Origin of the sequence: Cohaesibacter intestini (genome assembly GCF_003324485.1) — a bacterium.
In the GTDB taxonomy this organism is placed as follows: Bacteria; Pseudomonadota; Alphaproteobacteria; order Rhizobiales; family Cohaesibacteraceae; genus Cohaesibacter; species Cohaesibacter intestini.
In genome coordinates, this window is sequence record NZ_QODK01000001.1 from 614,620 (window position 1) to 641,206 (window position 26,587).

Annotated in this window: 19 protein-coding genes; 10 read left to right on the plus strand and 9 right to left on the minus strand. The window is 52.9% G+C overall.

Going from position 1 to position 26,587, the window contains the following annotated elements:
• Nucleotides 1-28 precede the first annotated feature (28 nt).
• The 8 genes from rfbB to cysD form a co-directional block, all read right to left on the minus strand.
• A complete protein-coding gene (gene rfbB, locus DSD30_RS02545; RefSeq protein ID WP_114008014.1) occupies nucleotides 29-1,090 on the minus strand; it encodes a dTDP-glucose 4,6-dehydratase in 1,062 nt (353 codons plus the stop codon).
• 3 nt (nucleotides 1,091-1,093) lie between these two features.
• Nucleotides 1,094-1,663 carry a dTDP-4-dehydrorhamnose 3,5-epimerase gene (gene rfbC, locus DSD30_RS02550; RefSeq protein ID WP_114008015.1) on the minus strand — a complete coding sequence of 190 codons (570 nt, stop codon included), beginning with the start codon at nucleotides 1,661-1,663 and terminating at the stop codon, nucleotides 1,094-1,096.
• Nucleotides 1,663-2,538, minus strand: coding sequence for a glucose-1-phosphate thymidylyltransferase RfbA (rfbA, locus tag DSD30_RS02555; RefSeq protein ID WP_114008016.1), 876 nt, complete (start codon nucleotides 2,536-2,538; stop codon nucleotides 1,663-1,665). The genes rfbC and rfbA overlap by 1 nt, the downstream gene beginning before the upstream one ends.
• 90 nt (nucleotides 2,539-2,628) lie before the next feature.
• Nucleotides 2,629-3,735, minus strand: coding sequence for a KpsE/RkpR family capsule polysaccharide export protein (locus DSD30_RS02560; protein WP_157967531.1), 1,107 nt, complete (start codon nucleotides 3,733-3,735; stop codon nucleotides 2,629-2,631).
• A 268-nt stretch (nucleotides 3,736-4,003) separates the two neighbouring features.
• On the minus strand, nucleotides 4,004-7,411 hold the full coding sequence (locus DSD30_RS02565; RefSeq protein ID WP_198662793.1) for a glycosyltransferase: 3,408 nt from the start codon (nucleotides 7,409-7,411) through the stop codon (nucleotides 4,004-4,006).
• A 255-nt stretch (nucleotides 7,412-7,666) separates the two neighbouring features.
• Nucleotides 7,667-8,455, minus strand: coding sequence for a 3'(2'),5'-bisphosphate nucleotidase CysQ (gene cysQ / locus DSD30_RS02570; protein ID WP_114008019.1), 789 nt, complete (start codon nucleotides 8,453-8,455; stop codon nucleotides 7,667-7,669).
• Nucleotides 8,452-10,347, minus strand: coding sequence for a sulfate adenylyltransferase subunit CysN (cysN, locus tag DSD30_RS02575; RefSeq protein WP_114008020.1), 1,896 nt, complete (start codon nucleotides 10,345-10,347; stop codon nucleotides 8,452-8,454). Before cysN ends, cysQ begins: the two co-directional genes overlap by 4 nt.
• Nucleotides 10,347-11,255 carry a sulfate adenylyltransferase subunit CysD gene (cysD, locus tag DSD30_RS02580; protein ID WP_114008021.1) on the minus strand — a complete coding sequence of 303 codons (909 nt, stop codon included), beginning with the start codon at nucleotides 11,253-11,255 and terminating at the stop codon, nucleotides 10,347-10,349. The genes cysN and cysD overlap by 1 nt, the downstream gene beginning before the upstream one ends.
• Before the next feature lie 292 nt (nucleotides 11,256-11,547).
• Here cysD and DSD30_RS02585 point away from each other — a divergent pair, with 292 nt between their 5' ends.
• The 9 genes from DSD30_RS02585 (at nucleotide 11,548) to DSD30_RS02625 (ending at nucleotide 24,208) form a co-directional block, all read left to right on the plus strand.
• Nucleotides 11,548-13,449 (plus strand): glycosyltransferase family 2 protein, encoded by a 1,902-nt coding sequence (locus tag DSD30_RS02585; protein WP_114008022.1) that lies wholly within the window; start codon nucleotides 11,548-11,550, stop codon nucleotides 13,447-13,449.
• Nucleotides 13,450-13,714: 265 nt separating this feature from the next.
• Nucleotides 13,715-15,430 carry a type I secretion system permease/ATPase gene (locus tag DSD30_RS02590; protein WP_198662794.1) on the plus strand — a complete coding sequence of 572 codons (1,716 nt, stop codon included), beginning with the start codon at nucleotides 13,715-13,717 and terminating at the stop codon, nucleotides 15,428-15,430.
• Entirely contained in the window at nucleotides 15,430-16,761 is a 1,332-nt protein-coding gene (locus DSD30_RS02595; protein ID WP_114008023.1) for an HlyD family type I secretion periplasmic adaptor subunit, read from the plus strand. Before DSD30_RS02590 ends, DSD30_RS02595 begins: the two co-directional genes overlap by 1 nt.
• 289 nt (nucleotides 16,762-17,050) lie before the next feature.
• Nucleotides 17,051-18,130, plus strand: a complete 1,080-nt coding sequence (locus tag DSD30_RS02600; RefSeq protein WP_114008024.1) for a hypothetical protein — start codon at nucleotides 17,051-17,053, stop codon at nucleotides 18,128-18,130.
• A 45-nt stretch (nucleotides 18,131-18,175) separates the two neighbouring features.
• Nucleotides 18,176-19,099, plus strand: a complete 924-nt coding sequence (locus DSD30_RS02605) for an NAD-dependent epimerase/dehydratase family protein (RefSeq protein WP_114008025.1) — start codon at nucleotides 18,176-18,178, stop codon at nucleotides 19,097-19,099.
• A gap of 87 nt (nucleotides 19,100-19,186) precedes the next feature.
• Nucleotides 19,187-19,912 carry a glycosyltransferase family protein gene (locus tag DSD30_RS02610; RefSeq protein ID WP_157967532.1) on the plus strand — a complete coding sequence of 242 codons (726 nt, stop codon included), beginning with the start codon at nucleotides 19,187-19,189 and terminating at the stop codon, nucleotides 19,910-19,912.
• On the plus strand, nucleotides 19,902-21,371 hold the full coding sequence (locus DSD30_RS02615) for a DUF4422 domain-containing protein (RefSeq protein WP_114008027.1): 1,470 nt from the start codon (nucleotides 19,902-19,904) through the stop codon (nucleotides 21,369-21,371). Before DSD30_RS02610 ends, DSD30_RS02615 begins: the two co-directional genes overlap by 11 nt.
• 49 nt (nucleotides 21,372-21,420) lie before the next feature.
• A complete protein-coding gene (locus DSD30_RS02620; protein WP_114008028.1) occupies nucleotides 21,421-22,566 on the plus strand; it encodes a hypothetical protein in 1,146 nt (381 codons plus the stop codon).
• Between the two features lie 112 nt (nucleotides 22,567-22,678).
• On the plus strand, nucleotides 22,679-24,208 hold the full coding sequence (locus DSD30_RS02625) for a serine hydrolase domain-containing protein (RefSeq protein ID WP_245418332.1): 1,530 nt from the start codon (nucleotides 22,679-22,681) through the stop codon (nucleotides 24,206-24,208).
• 13 nt (nucleotides 24,209-24,221) lie between these two features.
• On the opposite strand, the gene DSD30_RS02630 is transcribed toward DSD30_RS02625, so the two are convergent.
• Nucleotides 24,222-25,124, minus strand: a complete 903-nt coding sequence (locus DSD30_RS02630) for a LysR family transcriptional regulator (protein ID WP_114008030.1) — start codon at nucleotides 25,122-25,124, stop codon at nucleotides 24,222-24,224.
• Nucleotides 25,125-25,316: 192 nt separating this feature from the next.
• Here DSD30_RS02630 and urtA point away from each other — a divergent pair, with 192 nt between their 5' ends.
• A complete protein-coding gene (urtA, locus tag DSD30_RS02635) occupies nucleotides 25,317-26,579 on the plus strand; it encodes an urea ABC transporter substrate-binding protein (protein WP_114008031.1) in 1,263 nt (420 codons plus the stop codon).
• The last annotated feature ends 8 nt before the right edge of the window (nucleotides 26,580-26,587 follow it).

A 26,587-nucleotide genomic window follows, 5' to 3' on the forward strand; every position in this document is an offset into this window, starting at 1 on the left:
TCCTTTGGAGATTGGGGCCTCAGAGCGATCAGTCTTTGTTCAAGGACCCGAGGCGCTGATAGCCTTCCTTGTTGCGGATCGGACCCCACCACCATTCATTTTCGAGATACCAGTCAATGGTCGCTTCAATGCCGGACTCAAAGCTCTGAGACGGCTGCCAATCAAGCTCTCGTCTTATTTTGGTGGCATCAATGGCATAACGACGGTCATGACCGGGGCGATCCGCAACCATGGTGATCAGATCTTTATAGGATAACCCGGAAGGCCGCGGGCGCTTCTTGTCGAGCAATTGGCAAATGGTGCGGACAACTTCGATATTCTGCCGCTCTGCATTGCCTCCGATATTGTAGCTTTCGCCATGGGTGCCCTTGGTCGCGACCAACTCCAGGGCGTTCGCATGGTCATCAACGAAGAGCCAGTCACGAATATTTTCCCCCTTGCCATAGACAGGCAGCTCTTTTTCATCCAACGCATTGAGGATGACCAGCGGGATCAGCTTTTCCGGGAAATGGAACGGGCCATAATTGTTCGAACAATTGGATAGAACCACTGGCAGGCCATAGGTTTCATGCCAAGCGCGGACCAGATGATCGGATGATGCCTTGGAAGCCGAATAGGGCGAAGAGGGTGCATAAGGCGTTTCTTCAGTGAAGATGCCGCTGTCGAAAGGCAGATCGCCGAAGACTTCATCGGTTGAGATATGATGGAAGCGGAAGCTGTCCCGCTTGGCGCCCTCAAGGCCTTCATAGAAACGCCGGGCAGCGCTCAGCATCTGGAATGTGCCGATGATGTTGGTCTGGATGAAGGCATCCGGTCCGTCGATGGACCGATCGACGTGGCTTTCGGCTGCCAGATGCATGACAATGTCGATCTGGTACTCACGCAACAGCGTGAAGATGGCTTCACCATCGCAAATATCGGTTTGCGAGAAAGCGTAATTGTCATTCGCTTCGATGGATGACAGGGAGGCCAGATTGCCTGCATAGGTCAACTTGTCGACATTGAGAACGAAATTGTCCGGGTTGGCGGCAAGGCGGCGGCAAACCGCCGACCCAATGAAGCCTGCTCCACCAGTGATTAGAAAGCGCATTGATTACGAAGCCTCATATGAAAAGCCGGTGTCTGTATCGGCGAGCAAGGGTGCGGTTTTGTCTTTGTCAGAAAGGATCAGACAATCATGGGACAAGGGCCATTCAATGCCGATGGCAGGATCATCGAACCGAACAGACCGATCACACTCTTTGGAATAGAAGTTGGATACCTTGTAGAGAAACTCGGTGTTGGGCTCCAAGGTCAGGAAACCATGGCCGAAGCCTTTGGGGATCAGGACCTGATTCCACTTTTCGGCCGAGATCTCGACGCCGACCCATTTCCCGAAAGTCGGTGATCCTTGGCGGAAATCGACAATCACGTCAAAGACAGATCCACGCACGACACGCACCAGTTTGTCCTGCGCAAAGGGTGGTGTCTGGAAGTGAAGGCCGCGCAAAACGCCTTTTTCGACGGACAAAGAATGGTTGTCCTGCACAAACTCGATATCGATGCCGGCATCCTTCATGGCTTGGGCATTGTAGGTTTCGGAAAAGAAACCCCGTTCGTCACCAAATTGCCTTGGCTTGATTTCCACCACGCCATCCAGCCCAAGGTCCGTCACGTCCAACATCAGGAAAAATCCTCCAATCGGCGATGCAAATATTGACCATATTCGGTCTTTTTCAGAAGGTTAGCACGCTCGAGTACCTTGTCCACGCCAAGCCAGCCTTGTTCCAGAGCAATCTCTTCGAGACAGGCAATTTTCAATCCCTGTCGATGCTCAATGGTGCGCACGAAACTGGCGGCCTCATGCAGGCTGACGATGGTGCCCGTATCAAGCCAGGCATAGCCGCGACTCAAGGTGGTCACAGTCAGCTTTTCCCGGCGCAGATACTCGAGATTGACATCGGTGATTTCCAACTCGCCGCGGGCCGAAGGCTTCACATTCGCAGCGATGTCGAGAACGTCATTGTCATAGAAATAGAGGCCCGTCACCGCCCAACCCGATTTAGGCTTTGCCGGCTTCTCTTCGATATCGATGGCTTGCCGTGTTTCAGGATCAAAAGACACAACGCCATAGCGTTCAGGATCCTGCACCTTGTAGGCAAAGACATTGGCCCCGTCTGTGACCTGAGCGGCATTTGTGCACAGGGCGGAAAGGCCGGCACCAAAATAGATATTGTCCCCCAGAATCAGGGCGCAGGTGTCATGACCGATAAATTCTTTGCCAATAATGAAAGCCTCAGCAAGCCCATTGGGCTCTGGCTGCTCGGCGTAAGACAGGGAAATCCCAAAATTGGAGCCATCCCCAAGCAATTCCTGAAACAGTGGCAAATCTCTCGGGGTGGAGATAATCAAAATATCCTGAATGCCACTCCGCATCAAAGTACTGATCGGGTAGTAGATCATCGGCTTATCATAAACCGGAAGGATTTGCTTCGATATTGCCAACGTCAATGGATGCAATCGGGTGCCACTTCCACCCGCCAAAACGATACCTTTCATAGAAACTCCAACCTTTATAAAAAAGTAGTTCCAGTTGCTCTTGGTCTTAATCAATCAATCAATCATTGCATGATTTTCAATATGTCCCCGTCAGGCATGTTCCCTGATGATGGCGAAGGAAATGGAGACAACAAAATAAACCACCAGACACAGTAGAGCGCTGGTGACCAATATATAGGCCCGTTTGGGATAGAGGGCTGCTTCCGGAAGAGAGGGAGCCGAGACAATCGTCAGAAAGCGCAGTCGCCTCGCCGTATCGAGCTGAGCCTTCTCGTAGGATTCAAGATGTGATTTATAGCGCAGTGTCTTGTATTCGATGCGCAGCTGAATGTCCTTGAAGATCAGATCCAGTTCACTGAGTGACCGCCCTGTTCCGCCCGACAAGCGCTCGTTTTCACTGGCAATCTGCTTCTCCAGCGCATCGATCTCCGCACGCAAACGGACAAGTGTCGGGGCTTGCTTGCTCAATGCGCCTTCGCGTGCAGCCAACTCGGCCTGTTTTGCCGCCAGTTGCTGTTCCAGACTGCCGATGGTGTTCATGATGGTCTGCGTTGCCAGCTCCGTCGAGAACACTTTGTTTTTCTGCTGAAACACCTGCAGCTTCTTGGTTTCTTCCAGCAGTTCTTCTTCAGATCGTTTCACCGCGCCTTCAAAGAAGGTCATCTGCGAGTTCGTGATATTTTCATTGAGTTCATCAATGAATTTCTGGGAATGGAACAGAATGCGCTCCAGTATCTGCTTGGCATAATCTGGATCGTAGGCCTGAACCGAAATTTCGAGCAGTTTGGCATCTGTGTCCAGAGACGCCTGCACACGATCATTGTAATATTCGAGGGCATATTCCTTGGGAGCGTCAGAACTCAGGCGAGAGAAAAAATCCGCATCTCTGGATGCAAAGTGATCCAACACGCCCAGATCATTATCTAACTTCAACAACATGCCCAAACTTTCGATGAAAGACTTAAGCACCAGAATTTCCCGTGTTGAACCGGAGCTGCTAATCCCGATCAATGAGAGATCAAACGGATTGGCCACTGATTGTTCTTCGGTGATATAGACGCTGGCAGTGCTTTCATATCGATCGCTGGCAAACAAATAGGTGTATATCGCAACAATCGTTACCGGCAAAACCAAAATCAGAAGGAGAATGATCTGTGAAGCACTCAGTTTGGTTATCTTGTCAACTTTTTCTATCATGGTCTTTTCTCTGTAAGAGACCGAAGCATCCATATTGTCTTTCTATCCCCATGGTCCCGAAACATCAAATCCTGATGACACGGAAGAAGACCGAAGGCAGAATCTATCTGTCTACCCACTTACAAACCGCCTCATGAAACTGGGCAAATGCACAGCATTTGCTCAGTCATTTTCGAAGGGCTGCGGGACTGCCCCTGCGCCCATTTTCACTCTTCTCCCAAAAGCCCATTCCTTCAGAAGCTATGCCTACGGTCCTTCCTGCCGGATTTCATATGGTTTGCAAATAGGTTTCGACACGCTCCCCTTTGACGGGTTTGCTCTTCCAGTGAAGCCTGATCGTGGCTTTGGTCTTCTCGGCACAGGCGGGGCCATAGAGATCCAGGACGGTCTGAAGGATCATCTGATGCTCACGGTAGAATGGTTCTGTATAGGCAAATTTCGATGTTTGCTGAACGGAGGAGCGCCGGAAATAATTGGTTGCCTCACGGCAGAAGAAGACTTTCCCCTTGGCACAGAGTCTGAGATAAAGCTCCCAGTCCCCCGCAAAGCGGTATTTGAGAATATTGTCGAAGGATTCAACCGCTGATGCCCTGAAAAGCACACTACTGACATTGATCATTGTGTTTGCCTGAGCGAGGCAGCGGAACACATCCTGTCTGCCTTGAGCGATATAGGACTTGTTCCAGAGGATGGGATTGATCGGCTTGAACTCGTCCTGAATGACGCCAAGCTTCTTGCCGGATTCGTCTATGAACTGGGTATGAGCATAGGCGATCTTGACTTCCGGATCCGCAAAGCCCGTGATCATGTTTTCAAGGAATGTTGCAGAGCAAAGATCGTCCGATTCAGCAATCCAGACAAGTTCATTCTCTGACAGCTCAAATGCCTTTTTCCATTGCAGGTAAGAGTTGCCACTGTTGGTTTCATTGAAGGCTTCGGTGGTGAAATTGGCGAAGTCTTTGGTCCCTGCCCGCATCACTTCGATGCTGTCATCGGAGCTGCAATCATCCAGCAAAATGAGATCGAAATAACGATAGGTCTGACTCAGGATCGATCGCAGTCTTATTGGCAGGAATTTCTCATGATTATAGTTTGGCACAACAACATTGAGCTTGGGATTATAGTCTCCCAAAAACGCGGTCAGTTGGCAGACATAGTGATCAAGGTCGAAGCTCGACTTGATATGTTGCGCGCGCTTGTTTCGCGCCTCCCCGTCTTCGCCGAGCGACGTGTCGATGGCATTGGCAACCGCCTGCATGTCGGTTCTGTCATCCAGAAGCTGACCGAATGCGTCGATGAGTGGATCACAGCCACCCACTCCGCGATATCCGACCACGGGCAGCCCGTGCCACAGGGCGTCGATAACCGCATAAGGCATCGGATCATTGCGAGACGTGAAGAAATAGAGGTCGCTTTGGCGGTATATGTTGCTCAGGGTACCAATGGTGACGTTTGGCACCATTGTGATGTTCTCGAGCTTGCTAGCCTTCTCCGTGGCAGGGACAATTTTCTTTTCGCCGAGCGATGAACCAACCCAGATGAAATGGGCATTTTGCAGCGCCGGGTTGCCTTTTGACCTCTCTGCAAAACGGGCAAAGTCAGCAAATGTGTCGAAGCCTTTGCGATACTCCAGTGTACCAACACATAAAATCAGGGTTTTGCCCGCAGCCTTCAGGTCTGCAATCTGATTGCAGACATCCATATCTATGTCTGTCGTTCCGGCGTTGCCAAACGTGCGCGTCTGGCGGAAATGCCCCTGGGGCAGCACCGAGAAGTTGCTTGTATCGGCCTTGAAATGCTCGACAAAGCGATCGCGAACAAAGTTTGCGGGCATGACGACCTGGTCCAGCATAGGCAAAGCCGCAGCCACTTCCTTCTCGATCTGGATCGCCTCAATGGTTTCCGGCAGTTCGTGAACGAGGCAGATGGCCTTGTCCATGTAATGGTAGATCAAGTGACCATAGATCAGCGGGACCGTGGTGTTGATGATGCATTTCTCAAATCCAAGTCGCTGTGCAAAGGCAAGAATACCCGCGAGCTTTGCAGCATCATTGCCCAGCACGAAGGTTGGTGCGATGGCTTGGAAACGGCTCAAATCGGGTCCGTTGTCATGCAGAATGATCAAGATCTCATAGCCGAAAATCTCGGTCAGAATCTTGGCCAGCGACAACAACAAAGTTTGTGCCCCACCTGTGCCCGCATTGTGGCCAAGCAAGACGATCTTGCGCTTCATCACCAGTTGGCCCTTGGGTACAGCATGGACAATCTGTTTCTCATCATCAGCTTTGGGATAACGAGAGTTCATGTGTTCCTTGATCGCAAGAAGGCGCTTTTCATCAAACCATTCGCCAATCTTGCTCAGCGGGTCACCCAGATGGTCGAGCAGATATTCTGCCTTGACGAACCTGAACCCAGCCGCGATCAGCTCTTCCGCGCTATGCAAGGTGGGATTCACCTTTTCCTTGCCAGCGGCATAATGCCGTTCATCACAAAGGAAGCCCACCGAAAAACCCTGATCAATGAGTTTTTCCATCAGGGGCACTTCGGCTGTGTCTATCACATCCTGCTTGTGCCTGATCTCTCCCGAAATCGTCAGCAGCTCACGCGCCTTGGAGCCGAGGACAGCAGGGTTGAAAGACATCAGGAAAGATTGCCCATGGTGTCTGATTTCATGATTGGCGGTTGAAAAACACCAATCTTCTTTGGCTTCAGTCAGTGCGGTAATCGTCTCTTCAATGCCGCCTGAGAGCGGAATCAGGCTGTCATTGGTCAGGATGATGCGAGGAAAGGCGCTCATGTCACCACAGAGTTCGAGAGCTCCGGTCCAAGCGCCGAAGTCAAACCCTGCATTCTTGCGCGTGACGACCCATTGCACTCCATCAGGCACTCGTGCATCGCTGGGTGAGATGGCCAGCGTTTGATTGAGGATCGCCACCACATTGACACCAAGTGCCAGATATTCTTCGCAAATCTGTCTTTGAAGATTGGTCAATGCCGGTTTCTGACAGAAAAAGACAAGGAAAACAACGGGTTTGCCTTCGATCAATGCCTTGCGTTTATGCAGCGTCGGTTCATCGGAAATGCCCGCATTTCGTGCCAGAAACTGATAAATGTCCAGCTCCGTGTCGACCTTCGCCTTGGATGACGGGTTCGGAGTGCTGGCATCCGACTGGGCACTCCCCTTGCCATGCTCGCGCAACAGTTCCACGGCACGGTGGATGAGCGGATTCCCGCTCTGATTGGCAAGAGCATGTTGCTCAACATAGTGTTTGGTTGAAAAGACCGGTGAGGGATTGCGCATCTCATGCCAGCCATAATGCATGTAGTGACTGACTGGATCGACAGAGGCTTTCTGAACATCCTGATAGGTATTCAGGTAGAAGTCCTTGTCAAGCAAGGCTTCTGTTATCCGGTAGCTTATTTCACGCTGCAGCTTACCGGCTTGGCTCAGGGTATCCACGATGGAGGTGAACCGGGCGTCCAGTTTGGCGGAATTGGTCATCCGGCGCAAAGCAGCGTCAGCTAGAGGATTGAAGCCAAACTTGGATTTACCGTGGGATGCCAGAAACGCCTTCGTGGAGAAAGCCCTGGATGGATCTCGCCCTTCTTTCCAACCAAATCGGATATAATGGTCCACGGCGTCAAATTGGCTATCGACCACATCTGGATAGGTCAATCTGTAATATTCAGTGTCAAACAAACTATTGGTAATAATATATTCAACCTTTTTAATCCGCTCTTTTCTGGAGCCCCCTGACAGCGCAGACAAGAAAGAAGAAAAAAACCTATTGCCAGTCATGTTGTATGTTCTTTCAGTTCCAAAAGATTGACGTCGCGATGACTTCAGCTTTCCGAGTAAATTACAATTAAATTCTGTTTAAAAATCAGATATTATAGAGTTTTTGCATTTCTTGTAGTGCGTTTTGATCAATCAAAACGTCTTTGCAATGAAGAACGGGTTGGCAAACGGAGCGTCGTCCTGAATAACTTTGCCATAAAGCAACCGGCTGCCATCTTGCGTGACGACCGTGCCACCTGCCGCGCTCAGAATGGCGTCGCCTGCAGCGGTATCCCACTCCATGGTTCGGCCAAAACGCGGATAGAGGTCAGCGTCGCCTGCTGCCAACAGACAGAATTTGAGCGAAGAGCCGATCGATTTGTGCGCGCCAACCTGATAGGCGGCAAGATAGGCATCCGCTTCCGGGCTGTGGTGAGAACGCGACCCAATCACATCAAGCACGGCTCCTGCCTCACGCACGGAGATGGCGGTCCGCTTCTCCAACTCGCGACTGTTGCGCGGATCCGGAACGTCCGCCCGCCAAGCGCCTTTGCCCACTTCTCCGACAAACAACCAGCCCTTGACCGGGGTGAAAATTACCCCCAGCACCGGCACATTGTTGCGGATCAGGGCAATATTGACTGTGAACTCGCCGTTGCGATTGACGAACTCCTTTGTGCCATCCAGCGGGTCCACCAGAAAAAAGGTCTGGTCGATGGCCGGAATGATTCCTGCTGCGACGGACTCCTCCGCTATGATCGGAATCTCCGGCGCAAGCTCTTTCAGCTTTTTGATGATGATCGCCTCGGCCTCTTGATCGGCCTTGGTCACGGGTGACGCATCCCCTTTGACTTCGACATCAAAATCGGAGTCGTAAATGTCGAGAATGACTTCAGCACCAAGCAACGCCGCTTCAATCAGGCCTTTTTGCAAATCAGTCACGATCCGGTTTCCTGCAACAGAGTTTCAACGATCATTTGAGCGGCCTCTTCGGCCGACATGTCGTCGGTGTTGACCTGAATTTCCGGGTTTGTCGGCGCCTCATACGGGGCGTCGATCCCGGTGAAGTTGGGGATTTCTCCCGCGCGAGCCTTGGCATAAAGGCCTTTGATGTCGCGTTCCTCGCACACAGCGAGCGACGTGTTGACATAGACTTCTATAAACTCACCATCCTCCAGCATATCACGAACCATGCGCCGCTCTGCTTCATATGGGGAAATAAATGCCGTCAGCACGATCAGGCCTGCATCGGCCATCAGCTTGGCAACCTCGCCCACCCGGCGGATATTCTCCACCCGGTCAACGTCGGTAAAGCCCAGATCTCTATTCAAACCGTGGCGTACATTGTCGCCGTCGAGCAAGTAGGTGTGCCGACCTTCTGCGAACAGTTTCTTTTCCACCAGATTGGCGATGGTCGATTTGCCCGAGCCACTCAGACCGGTAAACCAGAGGACCTTCGGGGACTGATGCTTCTGTTCGGCACGGGCGCTCTTGTCGACATCCACCGCTTGCCAATGGATATTCTCTGCCCGACGCAGCCCAAACCAGACAAGGCCGGCAGCAACCGTCTGATTGGACAGGCGGTCAATCAGAATGAAGGAACCGGTTTTGCGATTCTCCTCATAGGTATCCATCGCCATAGATTCTGCGAATGCCAAATTGCAGAAGCCAATCTCATTGAGTTCCAGTGCCTTGCCTGCCTGATGATGTGCGGCATCATTGACATCGACCTTGTGCTTGAGCTTGGTCACGGTGGCCTGAACCTGCTGGGCTCCCATTTTCAGAATGTAGGGGCGTCCAATCAGCAGATGCTCCTGCGCCATCCAGATCAGATGGGCGGAAATCTGGTCGGTGACCATGGGGCGGTGCTTGACCGGGGCCAGCAGGTCGCCACGGGAAATATCGATCTCGTCTTCCAGCGTGATGGTCACCGATTCGCCGGCTTCGACATCCTGCTGCTCCCCATCCATCGTCACGATCGACTTGATGCGTGAGCTTTTGCCCGATCTGGCCACGACGATCTCATCGCCGACACGCGCCAAACCCGACGCCGCCGTGCCGGAAAAACCGCGAAAATTGAGGTTCGGGCGGTTGACCCATTGGACGGGAAAGCGGAAAGGCAGAGAGCGCTCGGCACTTTCCACATCGATGGTTTCAAGATAGTGGAGCAAGGTCGGCCCGTCATACCAGGGCATATTATCAGACTTGGCCACCACATTGTCGCCGAAGCGCGCTGACATCGGTACCGCAGTGATGGTGTCAAACTCAAAACTCTGGGCAAAGGCCCGATAGTCCTCGACAATGCCCTCAAAAACCTCCTCACGAAAGTCCATCAGATCCATTTTGTTGACCGCCAGCACCACATGGCGCACGCCGATCAGGGAATTGATGAAACTGTGGCGGCGGGTCTGGGTCAGGATGCCTTTGCGGGCATCAATCAAAATGACGGCCAGATCGCAATTGGAGGCGCCGGTCGCCATGTTGCGGGTATATTGTTCGTGGCCGGGCGTGTCGGCGACGATGAATTTGCGCTTGTCGGTCGCAAAGAAACGATAGGCAACATCAATGGTGATGCCCTGTTCCTGCTCGGCCTGCAAACCATCGAGCAGCAAGGCCAGATCGACGTCATCGCCGGTGGTGCCATGCTTCTTACTGACCGCTTCCAGAGATTTCAGCTGATCTTCAAAAATGGTCTTGGAATCATAAAGCAGGCGACCAATGAGGGTCGACTTGCCATCATCAACGGAGCCACAGGTCAGGAAGCGCAGAATATCGCGATTTTCTTCCTGTGCAATGGTCTTGCCAGTCAGAGAGGCTTCAGAAGCGATTGTCATCAGAAATAGCCCTCCCGCTTTTTCTTCTCCATCGAGGCGGTGTCGTCATGGTCGATCATCCGCCCTTCCCGCTCGGAGGTGCGGGCCACAAGCATCTCTTCGAAAATGGCTTCAAGACTATCGGCTCCGCTCTCAACGGCACCGGTCAGCGGGTAACAGCCAAGGGTGCGGAAGCGGACAATGCGTTCCTCGGGCACTTCATCGGGCTGGAGTGGCAGGCGCTCGTCATCGACCATGATCCAGGTGCCATCGCGTTTGACGACGGGGCGTTTCTTGGCAAAGTAGAGCGGCACGATGGGGATATTTTCCAGCATGATATATTGCCAGATATCCTGCTCGGTCCAGTTGGAAAGCGGGAAGACACGAATGCTCTCACCCGGTTTGATGCGGGTGTTGAAGAGCTGCCACAACTCTGGCCGCTGGTTTTTCGGATCCCAGGCATGATTTTCATTGCGGAAGGAGAAAATGCGTTCCTTGGCGCGGGACTTTTCCTCGTCGCGGCGCGCGCCACCAAAGGCGGCGTCGAATTTATGCTCTGTCAAAGCCGCCTTCAGAGCGTCGGTTTTCATCACCTGGGTGTAGAGAGACGAGCCATGATCAAACGGGTTGATCTTGTCCGCAACCCCTTGCTGATTGGTATGAACAATCAGATCGAGATCATAGTCGCGAACCATTTGGTCGCGAAAGGCAATCATCTCGCGAAACTTGAAGGTCGTGTCGACATGCATCAAGGGAAATGGCAGGCGCGAGGGATAAAAAGCCTTCCTTGCCAGATGCAGCATCACGGCGCTGTCCTTGCCGATGGAATAGAGCATCACCGGGTTTTTGAACTCGGCGGCCACCTCGCGCATGATCTGAATGCTTTCATGCTCCAATCGCTTGAGATGACTTCGGCGATCTAATTTCATAATAAAAACTCAATCAATTTTATGCGCAACTTGCCTCATCACGAGGCCTAAGATTCTATTGGGATACTTATATCGAACTTGCACATGTTGTCCATACAGTGAGGCGAGGTTTTGTTTACTTGCTACTTTTAAGGGAATTCCATAAACAAACAGAACTGATTTATCTAAAACTGGCGTGTCGGGCTGCTTCCATAGAGAAGGTCTGGCCTATTGAAAGGCAAGATCCAATTGGGCAGAATTATGTCTTGGCAGGCGTTTTCGCCAACAAGGGCCCGTTGGAATAGAGACTTTGATGAAAGAAACCATTTTTACTCATCTTTATCAATCCACGCGGCTGCTCGGCAAGCTTTTGATGATCGGCATATGGCACATGATCGGCATGCGGGGGCGTGCGACCAATCGGTTTCGGACGCTGTTTCTGACCTGGCCAAATTTGAACAACAAAATTGATCCGCAGCAACTCAATTGCACCAATGCGCTCGCCCTGTGCACCCGTCTGACCACCATCACACCAACGGATCGCCTTGCCATGAGCAGGGATCTGGGCGACTGGCAAGATCCGCCGCTGATCTCTGTGGTGATACCAGTCTACAACACCGAGGCATCGCTTCTCAAAGACGCCATTGCCTCGATCCAGAATCAGGTTTACCCGCATTGGGAGCTCTGTGTTGCAGATGATGCGTCACCTCACGACCATGTACGGCCGATTCTGGAGGAGGCTGCGCGCGCCGACCCACGCATCAAGATCCTCTATCGCCAAGAGAATGGCCATATCTCGGAGGCATCCAACTCCGCTCTGTCTTTGGCCACAGGCGACTTCATTGCCTTGATAGATCACGACGACCAATTAACAGAGGATGCGCTCTATTGGGTTGCCAAGGAAATCGAGCAAAAACCGGATGTCGATCTGATCTATAGTGATGAAGACAAGATCCGCGAGGATGGCCAGCTGGATGCGCCTCACTTCAAGCCTGACTGGAATGAAGAACTTTTCCTGACACAGAATTACATCAATCATCTCACGGTACTGCGACGCAGCCTCGTTAAGGCCGTTGGTGGCTTTCGCCCCGGCTTTGAAGGCAGCCAGGACCATGATCTATTGTTCCGCGTGCTTCTTCACACGCAACCGGAACGAATCATTCATATCCCACGTATCCTCTATCACTGGCGCGTCTTTCGTGGCTCAGGGTCTGTGTCGGATACAGACCTGCGTCAAGCCATTGATGCTCGGCAGCGTGCTGCGCGAGAATATTTGACACAAAAATACCCCGAGCGGCGCTTCCGGTTGACCAAGGCATCGAATGGGTGCAACCGCATCCACTATGGCCTTCCCGATCCGGCACCCCTGGTGTCGATCATCATTCCGACCCGCGACGGACTTGACCTTCTGCGCGCCTGTCTGTCCAGCCTTCTGGACAAAACCAACTATCCGGCCTTTGAAATCCTGATCGTCGACAATGAAAGTCAGCACACTGAAACACATGCCTATTTCCAGCAGATTCAACAGTTGGAAAATGTGTCGGTCCTATCCTATCCCGGTGCCTTCAATTATTCGGCGATCAACAATTTTGCCGTCTCAAAAGCAAAAGGCTCGGTGGTTGCTCTGCTCAACAACGATATCGAGGTGATTGAAGCCTCTTGGCTCACGGAGATGGTGTCCAATGCTGTCCGGCCTGAAATCGGGGCCGTGGGAGCCAAATTGCTCTTTACGGATGGCTCCGTCCAGCATGCGGGCGTCCTGCTTGGCGGGCCGGCAATCGCCAACCATGCTTTTCAGGGCTATGCCCATTATCACGAAGGCTACCAGTCCCGCCTGCAGCTACCGCAATATTATCAGGCGGTGACCGGGGCGTGTTTGGTGGTGGAGAAGCACAAATATCTGTCCGTCGGCGGCATGGAAGACGAGGTGCTAAAGGTCGCGTTCAACGATATCGACTTCTGTCTGCGGCTGGCCGAACAGGGCTATCACACCCTTTATACCCCTTACGCCGTGCTGCATCATCATGAATCGATGACCAGAGGTGCCGGGGGATCAGGAACAAGGAACAGGCTTCGCCAGGAAAGCGCCTATTTGAAGCGTCGTTGGCCATCAGCAATCGAGAAAGACAAATATTACAACCGGCATTTTTCCAACGAGAATGGCAAATTCGTATATGCTGGCGACTTCAAGTCGCCGCAGAAGCCCACCGACTAGGATGCAAGCTTCATCGTAAAGGCCTTCCACGTTGCCTTGTCGGGCAGAAGTCTCCCTGCGTGGCGTTAACTCTCCGTCAAGCTAAATTGAATTCCGGTTGTGGCGAGGTGGCTTTTCCACTAAGCTTTTGTCAATTGCAGAATTTGCCTTTTGGGCGTTGATTTTATTGAATTGCATATATGTTTTCATGACCAAACAAGCTCGATATGTGCCCACAGCGAACAGGATTGCCGCTTCGGGATGAACATGAAAGGGACTTCACACTGTGTTGCGTAGCAATGGGAATGACGGACACTTGAAGACCGTCGGCTTCTTTCATCAGTTGGGTGGTGTCTGGTTCGGCATCGCCGTCATCAGTATCCTCATCAATCTCTTGATGCTCACGGGCCCGATTTTCATGCTTCAGATCTATGATCGGGTCTTGGGCAGTGGATCCGTTCCCACCTTGGTAGTGCTTGGTGGACTCGCTCTGTGTCTCTACAGCTTCTTTGGCATTCTGGACATTCTGCGCAATCGTATCTTGCTGCGGGTTGGTCAGATGGTGGACTTGCGGCTGTCCAAGCGGGTGTATGAGTTGTCGAGTGTTGCTCCTTTGCTGTTTGGCAAAAAAGCAGCCAATCTGCGTCCTGTTCATGATCTTGATACCGTGCGGCAGTTTCTGTCAGGGCCCGGGCCAAGTGCCATTTTTGACATGCCCTGGCTACCCTTCTATTTGCTGATTGTCTATCTGTTTCATCCTCTGCTGGGGGCTGTTGGCCTTGGTGGGGCTGTCGTCATTGCGATTCTGATCGGCCTGAATGAGTGGTTGTCACGCAAGCCGGCAAAAGAAGTGTCCGAGAAGGCCGCAGAGCGGTCCAATCTTGTGGAAACGGGTCGCAACAATGCAGATGTGATCCAAGCCATGGGCATGATGGGCGCTCTTGGCGCCCTCTGGTCAACAAGCAATGAGAGCTTTCTGTCCAAGCACCAGACCGCTTCAGACCGAACGGGGCTTTTTGCCTCCATCATCAAGACCATCCGCTTCATCCTGCAGTCCGCAATTTTGGGGGTTGGGGCATGGTTGGCGATCCAGCAGGAAATTACGCCCGGTGTGATGATTGCGGCTTCCATCATGGTGTCCAGAGCCCTGTCGCCGATCGAGATCGCCGTAGGTCAGTGGCGTGGCCTCGTCGCGGCCCGACAGGCGCGGAGCAGGCTGTCTGCGGCGCTGATGCAACTGCCTGACAATCATGACGGGATGGAATTGCCGTTGCCGAAATCTGTGCTGAGCGTTGAACATATCAGCACCGCTCCGGTCGGCGAACCCAAACCCATCCTTCAAGGGGTAAACCTGCAGGCCGAAGCAGGCAGGGGAATCGGTGTGATCGGGCCATCGGGCTCAGGCAAGTCGACCTTTGCGAAAAGTCTGGTTGGCCTGTTGCCCATTGTCCATGGTGCCGTGCGCTTTGATGGCTCGGAATTGCAACAATGGACCGAGGAACAACGCCGCAGCATCATCGGCTACTTGCCGCAAGACATTCAGATTTTTGATGGCACGGTTGCCCAGAATATTGCCCGCTTCAACAAAGATGCGTCGTCGGACGCCATCCTCGAGGCTGCTGACTTGGCAAACCTGCATGGTTTCATCAGCCAGTTGCCCGATGGCTATGACACGGTGATCGGTCGGTCCGGGATGATGCTGTCGGGTGGTCAGAAACAGCGGCTTGCGCTGGCACGGGCCTTATATGGCAATCCGTTTCTTGTGGTTCTCGATGAACCCAACTCCAATCTCGACGGTGAAGGGGAAGCGGCGCTGGCCCATGCGATCCTTCAAATGAAAGCCAAGGGATCGATTGTCGTTGCTATTGCCCATCGCCCCAGCGCTCTGGCTCAAATGGATTATGTGCTGTGTCTGGCGGAGGGCAAGATGCAGGCCTTTGGCCCGAAAAAGGATGTGCTGGCCAAGGTTTTGGCGCCAGTGAATGCGCAGGGAGCCGCTTGATGACCCAGTCAGACGCAACGGCCTCCCGGATCAACCAGCTGGAACGCAGGCTGCGTCTGCATTTCTGGTTCACGGCGATCCTGTGCTTGTGTATTTTTGCCGGATTGATGGCATCGGCAACCATTTTCCAGATTTCAAGCGCTGTGGTCGCCAGTGGGATGGTGGTTGTGGATGGCAATACCAAACGCGTTCAGCACCGTGAAGGCGGCATTGTTGACACCATCTGGGTTTCTGATGGCATGGAAGTTGAGGCGGGAGATCCGCTGATCCGGCTTGATGATACCCTCGTTCAGGCCAATCTGGCGATTGTTCAGAAACAATTGCTTGAACAAAAGGCACAACTCGCCCGGTTGCGTGCCGAGCGGGATGATGCGCAGGCCATTGACTTTAGCGATATTCACAAGACCTTGCCTGATATGTGGCGCAAGGAATGGGACGATATTGAACAAAGCCAAACGCAGCTCTTTATCGCCAGACGCCAGTCCCTTGAGGGACGCACAAAACAGCTCGCAGAGCAAATCAACCAGCTCAAAAGCCAGACCATTGGCCTTGAGCGACAGGTAGCGGCAAAGGAGAAAGAGCTTTCTCTGATTCATCAGAATATCGAGGTGAATGAAGGGCTGCATGAGAAAAAGCTCTTCACGCGATCTGCCCTGAACTTGCTCAAACGAGAAGGCGCGGAACTGGAAGGGGAGCACGGGGTGCTCATATCCCAGATTGCGCAGGTGCAACAGGTTATCGGTGAGAAGGAAATCCTTGCGCTCCAAGTGCGGGAGGAATTCCGCTCACAGCTTCTTGAAAATTACCAGCAAACCCGATCAAAAATCGCCCAGTTGGAGGAGCAGGAAGTTTCCATCCGCGATGCATTGAGGCGGGTTGAAATTAAGGCTCCCCGCAAGGGGATCGTTCACCAGCTCAATATTCATACCATCGGTGCCGTGATTTCACCGGGTGAAGTCATCATGATGATCGTGCCCAAGGAAGAAGACCTGATCATCGAGGCCCGGGTTAATCCTCGCCAGATTGATCGCATCTCGCCCTTGCAGGAGGCGCGCATCCGGTTCCCCAGTTTTGATCAACGAACGACGCCAGAACTGAATGGCAAGCTGCAGACCGTTTCAGCGGATCTGGTGACCGATGAAAAAAGTGGCCTCTCTTTTTATCGCGTGAGACTGGGAATTGATGAAACAGAGGTTGGCAAACTGGAAGGCAAGAAGCTGATACCGGGTATGCCTGCGGAAGTCTATCTGCAGACAGGAGACCGATCGATCCTGTCCTACCTTGTCAAACCACTGACCGATCAGATCGCGCATGCTTTGCGAGAAAGATAGAATAGCGACCAGCCTCGTCTGCATACGCTCTGGATGCAACCGGCCTATAGGCACGCGCAAGACAGCGGAACACATTTTTCATCTGGAAGGGTGCTGCAGTAAATCGGCTAACAGAGAGAAAAACAAGAGGTAAGACCACACATCATACTTGTTGCGTACTTCCATCATGTGAATAAATCATAACAAAAAAAGTCGTTAAGCTTGAAACGCTTATTCCCGATAAAAAAGGATTTAAACGCTCACCGGCATGTAGTAGACAACTTTAAGAATAGGAAATCGGGAAAGTACAATGAGAACAGTCTTTTTGCATGTCGGGACCGGGAAAACGGGCACTTCATTCGTTCAGGAAACGCTCGCCGGAAACAAAGTCAAACTTGACAAGCACGGCATTCTTTACCCGATTACCGGTCGGGGCGCTAACGCAGCAGCCCACCACCAGCTTTTGCCGGCACTGTCCAACACGCCGAAATGGTGGATGATGCCTTCGGAAGATGACGCCAGCGTTTTTGCAAGATTGCTCAGTGAAATCGATGAAAGCAAGGCCGAGATTGTCTACATTTCTCAGGAAGGGCTTGTCTGGATCGAAAGAAACATGATCGAGCGCCTCAAGGCTGTCTTCAAGGACTTTAACGTCAAGATCGTCATCGATTTCCGCCGACAGGATGACTATGTCGATTCCGCACTCAACCAGGTGGTCAAAACCGCGGGCTTTACCTACAGTTATGACAAATTGTGGAACTATGACGCGTCCTGGTTCGTGCCCAATTATCACCTTCAGGCGACAAAATGGGCGAGCGTGTTTGGCAACGACAATGTGATCATCCGCCCCTATGAACGACAACAGTTCATCAATGGCAATATTGTCGACGACTTCTTCTCTCGCACCATTGGCACGATGATCGAGCTGGACCCGGTTTCCTCCAATGTGGCGGACAATGCCAAACTCAGTCAGGTCTCACTGGAATTCAAAAGGCTGTTGAACTGGATTTTTGCTGACTTGCCCCAGGAATCCTTGCGGTTTCTGAAGTGCCTGTTCGATTTTGACAAGGCGTTTAACCTGACCGAAGGCAACATTATCGGTGCGCAAGTGCGGATCGATCTGTATCGGGCCTGCATGCCCCAGAACATGCGGATCGCTCAGGAATTCTCACAAAACCAGACATTGCCGGACAAGCTGTTTGTCGAGGCGTTTTCTGTCAAGAACAAGCCCAAATTCGAAGGCATCACGGAAGATCAACTGATCAGTCTTTTATCCTTCATCAAGGCCCATAACGCTCCTCTCCTTCGCCTGATATCCAGCTATATTGACAAAGCGCAGTATGACAGCAGCGACGAGGAGAGAATCGATATTATTAGAAAAAGGCTATAGTTTATTCATTTAAAGGCTTATCGGTGAAACCTGATAAGAGATCATATGAAAATACTGATCGCTGGTGGCAGCGGATTTATTGGATCTCATATTGTTGATGACCTTTCCGCAAAAGGACATGATTTGCATGTCATCAGCCGCAGGGAGACGAGCAAAGATTCCCTTTCTCCAAGAGTTCATCATCATCAGGGGTCTCTTGGAGACAAGGCGCTTCTGGTTGAGTTGTTGCCAGAGATCGATGCTGTCATACACACAGCCAGTTCGACCGTCCCATCCACGTCCAACGAGAATCCGGTTGGTGATGTCGAGGATAACCTGATCTCCTGCTTGACCCTGCTCGAAGCAATGCGGTCAGCTGAGTGCAAGAAGCTGTTGTTCCTGTCCTCTGGCGGTACGGTCTATGGCATACCGGAACAGCTACCCGTGCCCGAGACACATCCCTTGCGTCCAATCTGTTCTTATGGGGTCGTCAAGGTGGCGATTGAAAACTATCTGTTCCTTGAGCAGAAGCTGCATGGCTTGCAACCGGTCGTTATCCGTCCGTCCAATCCTTATGGCCCGCGGCAAAGCAAGGCTGGCCTGCAAGGGGTGATCACCGCATTTCTGCGCAATATTCTCGCTGGCAAACCGATCGAAATCTGGGGAGACGGCTCGGTCGTGCGGGACTATCTGTATATCGATGACTTGGTCGCACTGTGCGAAAAGGCAATCACCTCCAGTGAGACGGGTATTTTCAATGCCGGGTTTGGGCGCGGGCACTCTCTTCTCGAATTGATCACCGAGATCGAGGCTGTGCATGGTCAGTCGATCGACCCGATCTTCAAGGACAGTCGCAATTTCGACATTCCGCGCTCGGTTCTGGACATTGCAAAAACGCAAAAGACGTTCGACTGGTCGCCTCAAACCGAGTTGAGACGGGGCATCGAGCAGACCTACAGATACCTGCAATCAGGCGCCTCGTCTTGGTGACACGAAAAGGCATCCCTTTGTGGGCCTTGTTTGCGACCTCATTGTCGAGACATAGTGATAGGCATATCAAAGACTGGAGACAGTGAGTTGGGGTCAGAAACAAATATCATCCTGCCTGCTGCCGGAAAAGGTACCCGGCTGAACCTGCCCTATCCGAAGGAGCTGCACCGGGTGATCGAAGGGTCGAGCCTGATCGATTTCTCGCTTGCGCACATCCGGGCCCGTCGGGACAAGGTCGACCGTGTCAGCATCGTCATCGATCAGGGCAAGGAAGCCGTTTACGACTATGTCTCGGCCCAATTGCCCGATATCGAGGTCCGGCACTGCCGCTTCAATCACGCCTACAGCGAATGGCCGGGCAGCATTCTGTCGGCCGAAGAGCTGTTTCTTGATCGCAATATTGTCTTCCTGCCCGATTCCGTTCTGACCCCCAAGTTACCCCATGAAGTACTTGCACAATTTGATGCGCAGTTTGCAGCCAATCGCGAGATCGTCTTCTGGTATAAATCTGTCACCAAGGAGGATCCGATTCATGCCTTAGGGGCGTTGATGGTGCGCGGTGATCGCATTGAGGATTTTTGCGACAAGCCCGATCCCTCGATTGCGAACCACTTCAATGCCTTTTGGACCACCTTTGGCTTCTGCAAGGAAGCCGGACCGGATTTGCTGCGGATGATGATGAAGTCGGTTGCCCGCGAACGCGTCAACATCACGGCGCTGGATTGCACCATTGGCGCTTTTGAGGTTGAGGGCTACAAGGATCTGGGAACATGGCCGTCGATACGGGACTTTGTAGGGCGCCATGGCCGATGATATTGCACTTTTCGTAGCCGACCATCTGGGAAGGTGTCGGTTGTCTTCCGACTTGTTTGAGCCAATCCATATTGGTCAGGCGCTGTCCGATGCGAAGACTGACGCGGAGGGAGATGCTGGTTATGACGGGAGCCTCTCTCATCTGGTCTCTTATGCGGATATGCGGTGTTTGCATCATGTCTGGCGACGCAAGGCAGGCCAACATGCCATTATCGGCCTGCAGCAATATCGGCGCCTGTTCCTGTTTCCGCAACATGTCGGCCAACATTCAGAAACAACCCGACGCATCCTGAACTCCGCCAAGCGGTTGAATCATTATCAATATTGGGTGGATGAGCAGGACTTTGAAGCCTATGTGGCCTATTGTGAGACGATCCGGCCAGAAGATATCAAGGGCCTTCTGGCCAACCATGACATCATCGTCAATCAAGGCCAGTTCTTTCGCTCCCTTTCCATCGAAGAACAATATCTGGAATCCATCAACGAAGCCTATCCAGATGACGGGCGTTATATTGACGCCTGGTTCGATTTCAAGCAGGTCTTGCAGAGCAAGCTCGGGGAGGCCTTCGTTGATGATGCGCTCAATGATACGGTCGGCCATTTCAACAATGTCTTCATTGCCCGATCCGAGCTGGCCTATGAATATGCTACCCTTGCCTTTGAGATCTTTGCCGCGCTCGATCAGTGGAAGGATCTCTTCAGGATCTACGGTTATCTGGCCGAGCGGTTGTTCACCGTCTTTGTCAAATATAAGCAAGTAAAAGATGCCGCCTTTCGGATCCTTGAACTGCCCATTCTGTGTGCCAATGACAAGATCATCCAACCGAGCTATCCGCGCAGTTTTATGGAAAAGGGACAGCTTCATTTCGTCGATGAAACCAATCGGCTGACCTTCGCCGCTCCTTTAAAGGGCAATCCAACCGGGGTGCACTTGTCGAGCAACATTGCTTGCCTGAAGGGGGTGGGGCGTGGCATCGATCCGTTTCCCTTGGCGATAACGCTTGAGGGCACTCTGGCCCGACAGATCCAGATCAGCGTCTGGAGCAACACGCCTTCACCGGTGACGCTGCTCATCAGGGACAAGGTCACCGATATCGTATGGCTGTGCAGGCTTTTGCCCCATCAAAGGCGTTTGCTGAGTTTGAATCTCGATCCGGGACAACAGATGGAATTCGGCCTTCGGCCAGAAAGCCTCAAGGACGATAGTCTGGAAGATCAACTGCATGACAAAGAGGCGCGGATCCTGTTCGATATGGTGCGGATGGTCCATCCGCGTTCCTTTGGGCCGGGCGTCACCATTGCAACCCACCAAAACTGGACCAGCTCAGGCTATCTTGCAGCCAATCCAGATCTGGCCGGGGCCGGGCAACCGCTTGATACCATTGATCCAGAGGCGCATTTCAAGCAGTTTGGTGTCTTTGTTGGACGGAAGGTTGCCATCCCGTCTGATGACGACTGACGCTTTCTTTGTGTTCTAGAGACGGGCGAATGGGAGACATCAAAATCCAATGAGAATTGTCTATGTTCATATCGGAATGCACAAAACCGGGACAACCGCCATACAAGCCTGCATGAAGGGCTTCGATGACGGGAAAACCCGCTATGCTGACGAACTGGGCCACGAAAATCACTCGCTGCCCCTGTATGCAGGCTATTCAGACAGGGAACAAACCTACTCCCAGTTTCTGTCACTCGGCATGAACAAAGAAGACATTGCCCGACAAAAAGACCAGTCCCTTGCCCGCATCAAACAGGCACTTGCCAGTAACAAAACCGACAATCTCATCTTTTCAGGGGAAGATATTGCTCTCATCCAAAGAGATGGCCTGTTGGCCTTCAAGCAGGCACTGGCGACGGTCTTCGACAGGATCATGATCGTCGCCTTTGTCAGATCGCCCGTTGATTATCTGGACAGCCAACTGCGTCAAGTGATCAAGTCAGGTTTCAATTCCCCGACCATCGCAAGGCCAAACTATCGCAACAGGTTCGAAAAGTTCATCGACCTGTTTGGACGCGAAAATGTCGCCTTTATACCCTACGATAAAAACACAGATGCCTATGACAGTTTTTGCAAGGTGATTGGCATTGAAAAAAGAGATCTGAGGGTTCAGAAAAACCAAAAGCTGGGACTGGAAGCAACGAAGCTCGTCTATTTGCTGAATAAAATTTCTTCGCGATTTGACAAAGATTCATCGATCCGAGCCGCCCGCAATCAATTTATCGACGCAGTCTCTCATATCCTGCAAGACCGAGAGGCCATTCCTGCTCCTCTGATCGAACCTTTGGTTGATCACGATGATCTGGCGTGGCTTTTGGCCAACACAGACATCGACTTTCCAATGCCACCCTATAGTCATTCGGCTCATTTCCGCATGGATTCGCTGGACCAGTTCTTGAGCAATCCACGTCAGGAAAGCGTGCAAAAGCTGGCGGACCTGTTGCCGCGCAACGAACCTGTTGAACCCTATCTTTGCGACCCTATGATTGCTGTCACACGAAGCTTCATCCATCTGCTTCAAAATAGAATGCGGATGATTGAGCAGTTTGACCCCACCCTGTATCTCGATGCCAATCCGGACTTGAAAGCAGCGGGCGTCAATCCTTATCACCATCTTTTGGCTCATGGGTTGAAAGAGGGGCGAAAACTGCAATAGCTGCGTTGGATTGTGTGCTACAAAGCATGGCTATCAAACGGGACGGTCCGATGCGGTCCTGTCTCTTCGATGTCTCCCGCCAAGCAACATCTCCCAACCAGAGACCATTCCCATGCCTATACAATCTGAGAGGACGGCCCCGCATTGGGGGGCTGCAGAAATGACCGCCGCCGAGATTACCCGCCAGTGGGCGGCCAAGGAACCGGGGGGCGTTGTGGTCGGTTTTGATCGCGGCGGGGTCCGCTTTGCTTCGGCAGGCGGCTTGGCTGATCTCAACCACCAGACATCTTTCTCAAAAGAGTTGGTCGGTCGGTTTGCTTCCAACACCAAGCATATTCTATGTGCCATGGTGCTGATGCATCCAGATCAGATCGACCTTGACGATCCACTGGGGCTGCATCTGGCAGAGCTGCAGCCGCCCCTCAGCGACGTCACCGTGGGACAGGCACTCGATATGACGGGTGGCCTGCCAGACATGCGCGAATGCTTGACGCTGTTGGGCCTGTCGGTCCATTCCGAAACCGACAAGGGGTCCAATTTCAACTTCATGGCGCGACAGACGCGGTTGAATTTTCCGGCGGGCAGCGAAATTTCCTATTCGAACACCGGCTATCGGTTGGTGGAAATGGTACTGGAGCGCCATGGACTAAGCCTCAGGTCCTTCATTGATGAACAGATCAACGAGCCATTTTCCCTCGCATTTGATGCGCCGGAGATTTGGGCGGAACCGGTGGCCAACTTGACGCCGGGCTATTGGCATGACGGGAGCCAGTGGTTGTCGACCCATGCCGGACTGCAGATATCAGCCTCCGGCAGCCTGACGGCCAGCGCCGATGATCTGGCCCGGTGGCTGATCGCCCTGCTGCGCGGAGACAGTGCCCTGCATGGGTTGCTCGATCGGTTGGCGGCTCCGCGCTTTCTGGCTGACGGCCGGGCAACGGGTTATGGTCTGGGGCTGCGCCACGTGGCGCTTGAAGGGCATGATCTGGTTGGCCATGGAGGCTCGCATCCGGGCTATAGTTCGCATTTCCTGCTTGATCGTGCCAGTGGTTGCGGGGTGGTGATCCTGTCCAACAGGGACGATACGGACAGCTATGGCGCGGCTTTTGGCGTGATGGCTTCGCTGCTCGGGGAAGACCTGCCGCGCCGCGCGCCAGATTCATTGACGGATGGGCTTTATGTGACAGAGCATGGCTTTCACTGGATCGAGGTTGCCGGAGATCAGCTGACATGGCTTGATGATTGCGTCACGCTTTATGAGGATGGCGACGGCTTTGTGTCCTCCCGGTCGGCCACAACGCCTGTGCGCATGAAACAGGATGGCGAGGCGATTGTCGGTCAGGTTGGTCATGCGGAACGGCGCTTCCTGCCTGCGCGAGAGGAGCCGGTTCCAGCTGGAATGTCCGGCCTTTGGCAATCGCCTGAAGGCGCCTATCTCTCCCTTGAAGATGGAGCCGTGACACTTGGCATCGGTCCCTTGCAGCAAGTCATGCCGCTGACTGCATTGGGGTCAGATCGGTATCTCTTTACTCTGAAAGACAGTCTCTGGACCAAGCGCATTTGCCTTCATCGGTCAGAGGATGAGACCATGGAGCTGGTCCTTAGCCGCGCACGCATGATCCGCTATCATCGCCTTCGCTGAGACGTTCCCTGCTCTAGAGGTTCCGCTCCTCAAGACAGACGACGAGCTGCTCGACGAATTTTTGGGCCGCGACGGACATCAGATTGTGGGTCGAGGCGACGATATTGACGTAACCGGTCAACAATTCACGCGATGACATCGGCACCAGCTTATAGCCGCGCAACTGAAAATCCTCCCAATCCTCGATAAAGGGCAGGCAGAAGGCAATGCGCGACTGCATGGTCGCGCTCAGATGCGGCAAGGGATCGGGGCATTCAAGCACCGAGCGCAGTTCAAACCCGTTCTTCTCGCACGCCCCGTCGAGCTTGCGGCGCAGTTCGGTGCTCTGAGCTGGCAAGATCACCGGATGGTCAATCAGCTCATGCAGGCGCAAGGCCTGCGGATCGCGAACCGGAGCCCCCACGGGCAGGGCCGCGTGGATCGGTGTTTCGATGGCGTGGATCACCTGAATATTGCGACTGAGATTGGGTTGGTAGAACAGCGCCAGATCGATCTGGTTGAACTCAAAGGCCTGATCGAGCCCCTCCTGTTCAATGATTTTCAGGCTGAAGGAAACCTGCGGGTGATCAGTCTGATAGGCAGCAATCTGACTATGGATGAATTTCTGCCCCAGATCGGCGCTCATGCCGATGCGCACGCGCCCGGTCCTTAGCCCCTTGATGTCGTTGATCTGGCTTTGCAGCTTTTCAAAGCCTGCCAGCTGCCGTTGGGCATAGCGGAAAAACAACTCTCCCTCGACCGACAGCCGTACCCCTTGGGTCAGGCGATCGAAAATCTGGATGCCGAGATCCTGCTCCAGCGTCTGGATATGGCGATTGAGCGCCGATGGGGAAATGGCCAGATTCTCTGCTGCGCCGCGGATGGACCCCGCCTCTGTGATGGTTTTCACATATTTAAAAGATTGCAGATGACGCATGGAAATCCCCTATTTCCGCAGAAAATGCCTTGATGGTGCAAAAAACGCAACAGCCTTCTGAGAAGTTTGAGGCAGACCGCACCATCTTTTTGCTTCTAGCCTTGCCCATCATTATCCGAGCTTCCTTCCAATGCTCACCAGCTTTTAGCCAACTGGCGCAGCTTTGCCGCCACTTTTCAGGGGAACGTCACAATGAAAAAACTGCTTCTAGCCACTGCTCTCACCACAGTCATGTCCACCGCAGCGTGGGCCGATATCAAGGTCGGTATCCTTCACTCCCTGTCCGGCACGATGGCCATTTCCGAAACCACCCTGAAAGACACCATGCTGATGCTGATCGAGCAGCAGAATGCCAAAGGGGGGCTGTTGGGCGAAAAGCTGGTGCCGGTCGTTGTTGACCCTGCCTCCGACTGGCCGCTGTTTGCGGAAAAAGCCCGCGAGTTGCTGACCGTTGAAAAAGTCGATGTGATTTTCGGCAACTGGACGTCTGTGTCGCGCAAATCCGTTCTGCCGGTCATCGAAGAATTGAACGGTCTGCTCTTCTACCCGGTTCAGTATGAAGGCGAAGAAAGCTCGAAAAACGTCTTCTACACTGGTGCGGCACCAAACCAGCAGGCCATTCCGGCCACCGATTATTATCTCGAAGAGCTGGGCGTTGAGAAATTTGCTCTGCTGGGCACCGACTATGTCTATCCGCGCACGACCAACAAAATTCTGGAGCAATATCTCAAAGACAAAGGCATTGCTGAAGAGGATATCTTCGTCAACTACACCCCGTTCGGTCATTCCGACTGGTCCAAGATCGTGGCAGACGTTGTCGCCCTTGGCGCTGACGGCAAAAAGGTCGGCGTGATTTCCACCATCAACGGCGACGCCAATATCGGCTTTTACAAAGAACTGGCCGCAGCTGGCGTATCGGCTGACGATATCCCGGTTGTTGCTTTCTCGGTGGGTGAAGAAGAACTGGCGGGCCTCGACACCAAGAACCTCGTGGGCCACCTCGCTGCCTGGAACTATTTCCAGTCTGCCGAGAGCGAAGCCAACGCCGGGTTCATCAAGACCTGGAAAGCCAAAATGGGTGAAGAGCGCGTCACCAACGATCCGATGGAAGCGCACTATATCGGCTTCAACATGTGGGTGAATGCCGTCACCGAAGCGGGCACCACCGATGTCGACAAGGTGCGTGAGAAAATGTATGGCCAGAAATTCCCGAACCTGACGGGCGGCACCGCAGAAATGCTGGTCAACCACCATCTCTCCAAGCCGGTGCTGATCGGCGAGATTCAGGAAGACGGCCAGTTTGACATCATCAGCCAGACCGAAGAAGTGCCGGGCGATGCCTGGACCGACTTCCTGCCTGAATCCAAGGTGCTGAAGTCTGATTGGAAAGATCTCGGTTGCGGCATGTACAACACCGAAACCAAGACCTGCGTCCAGCTGAAATCCAACTACTAAGCTTATCC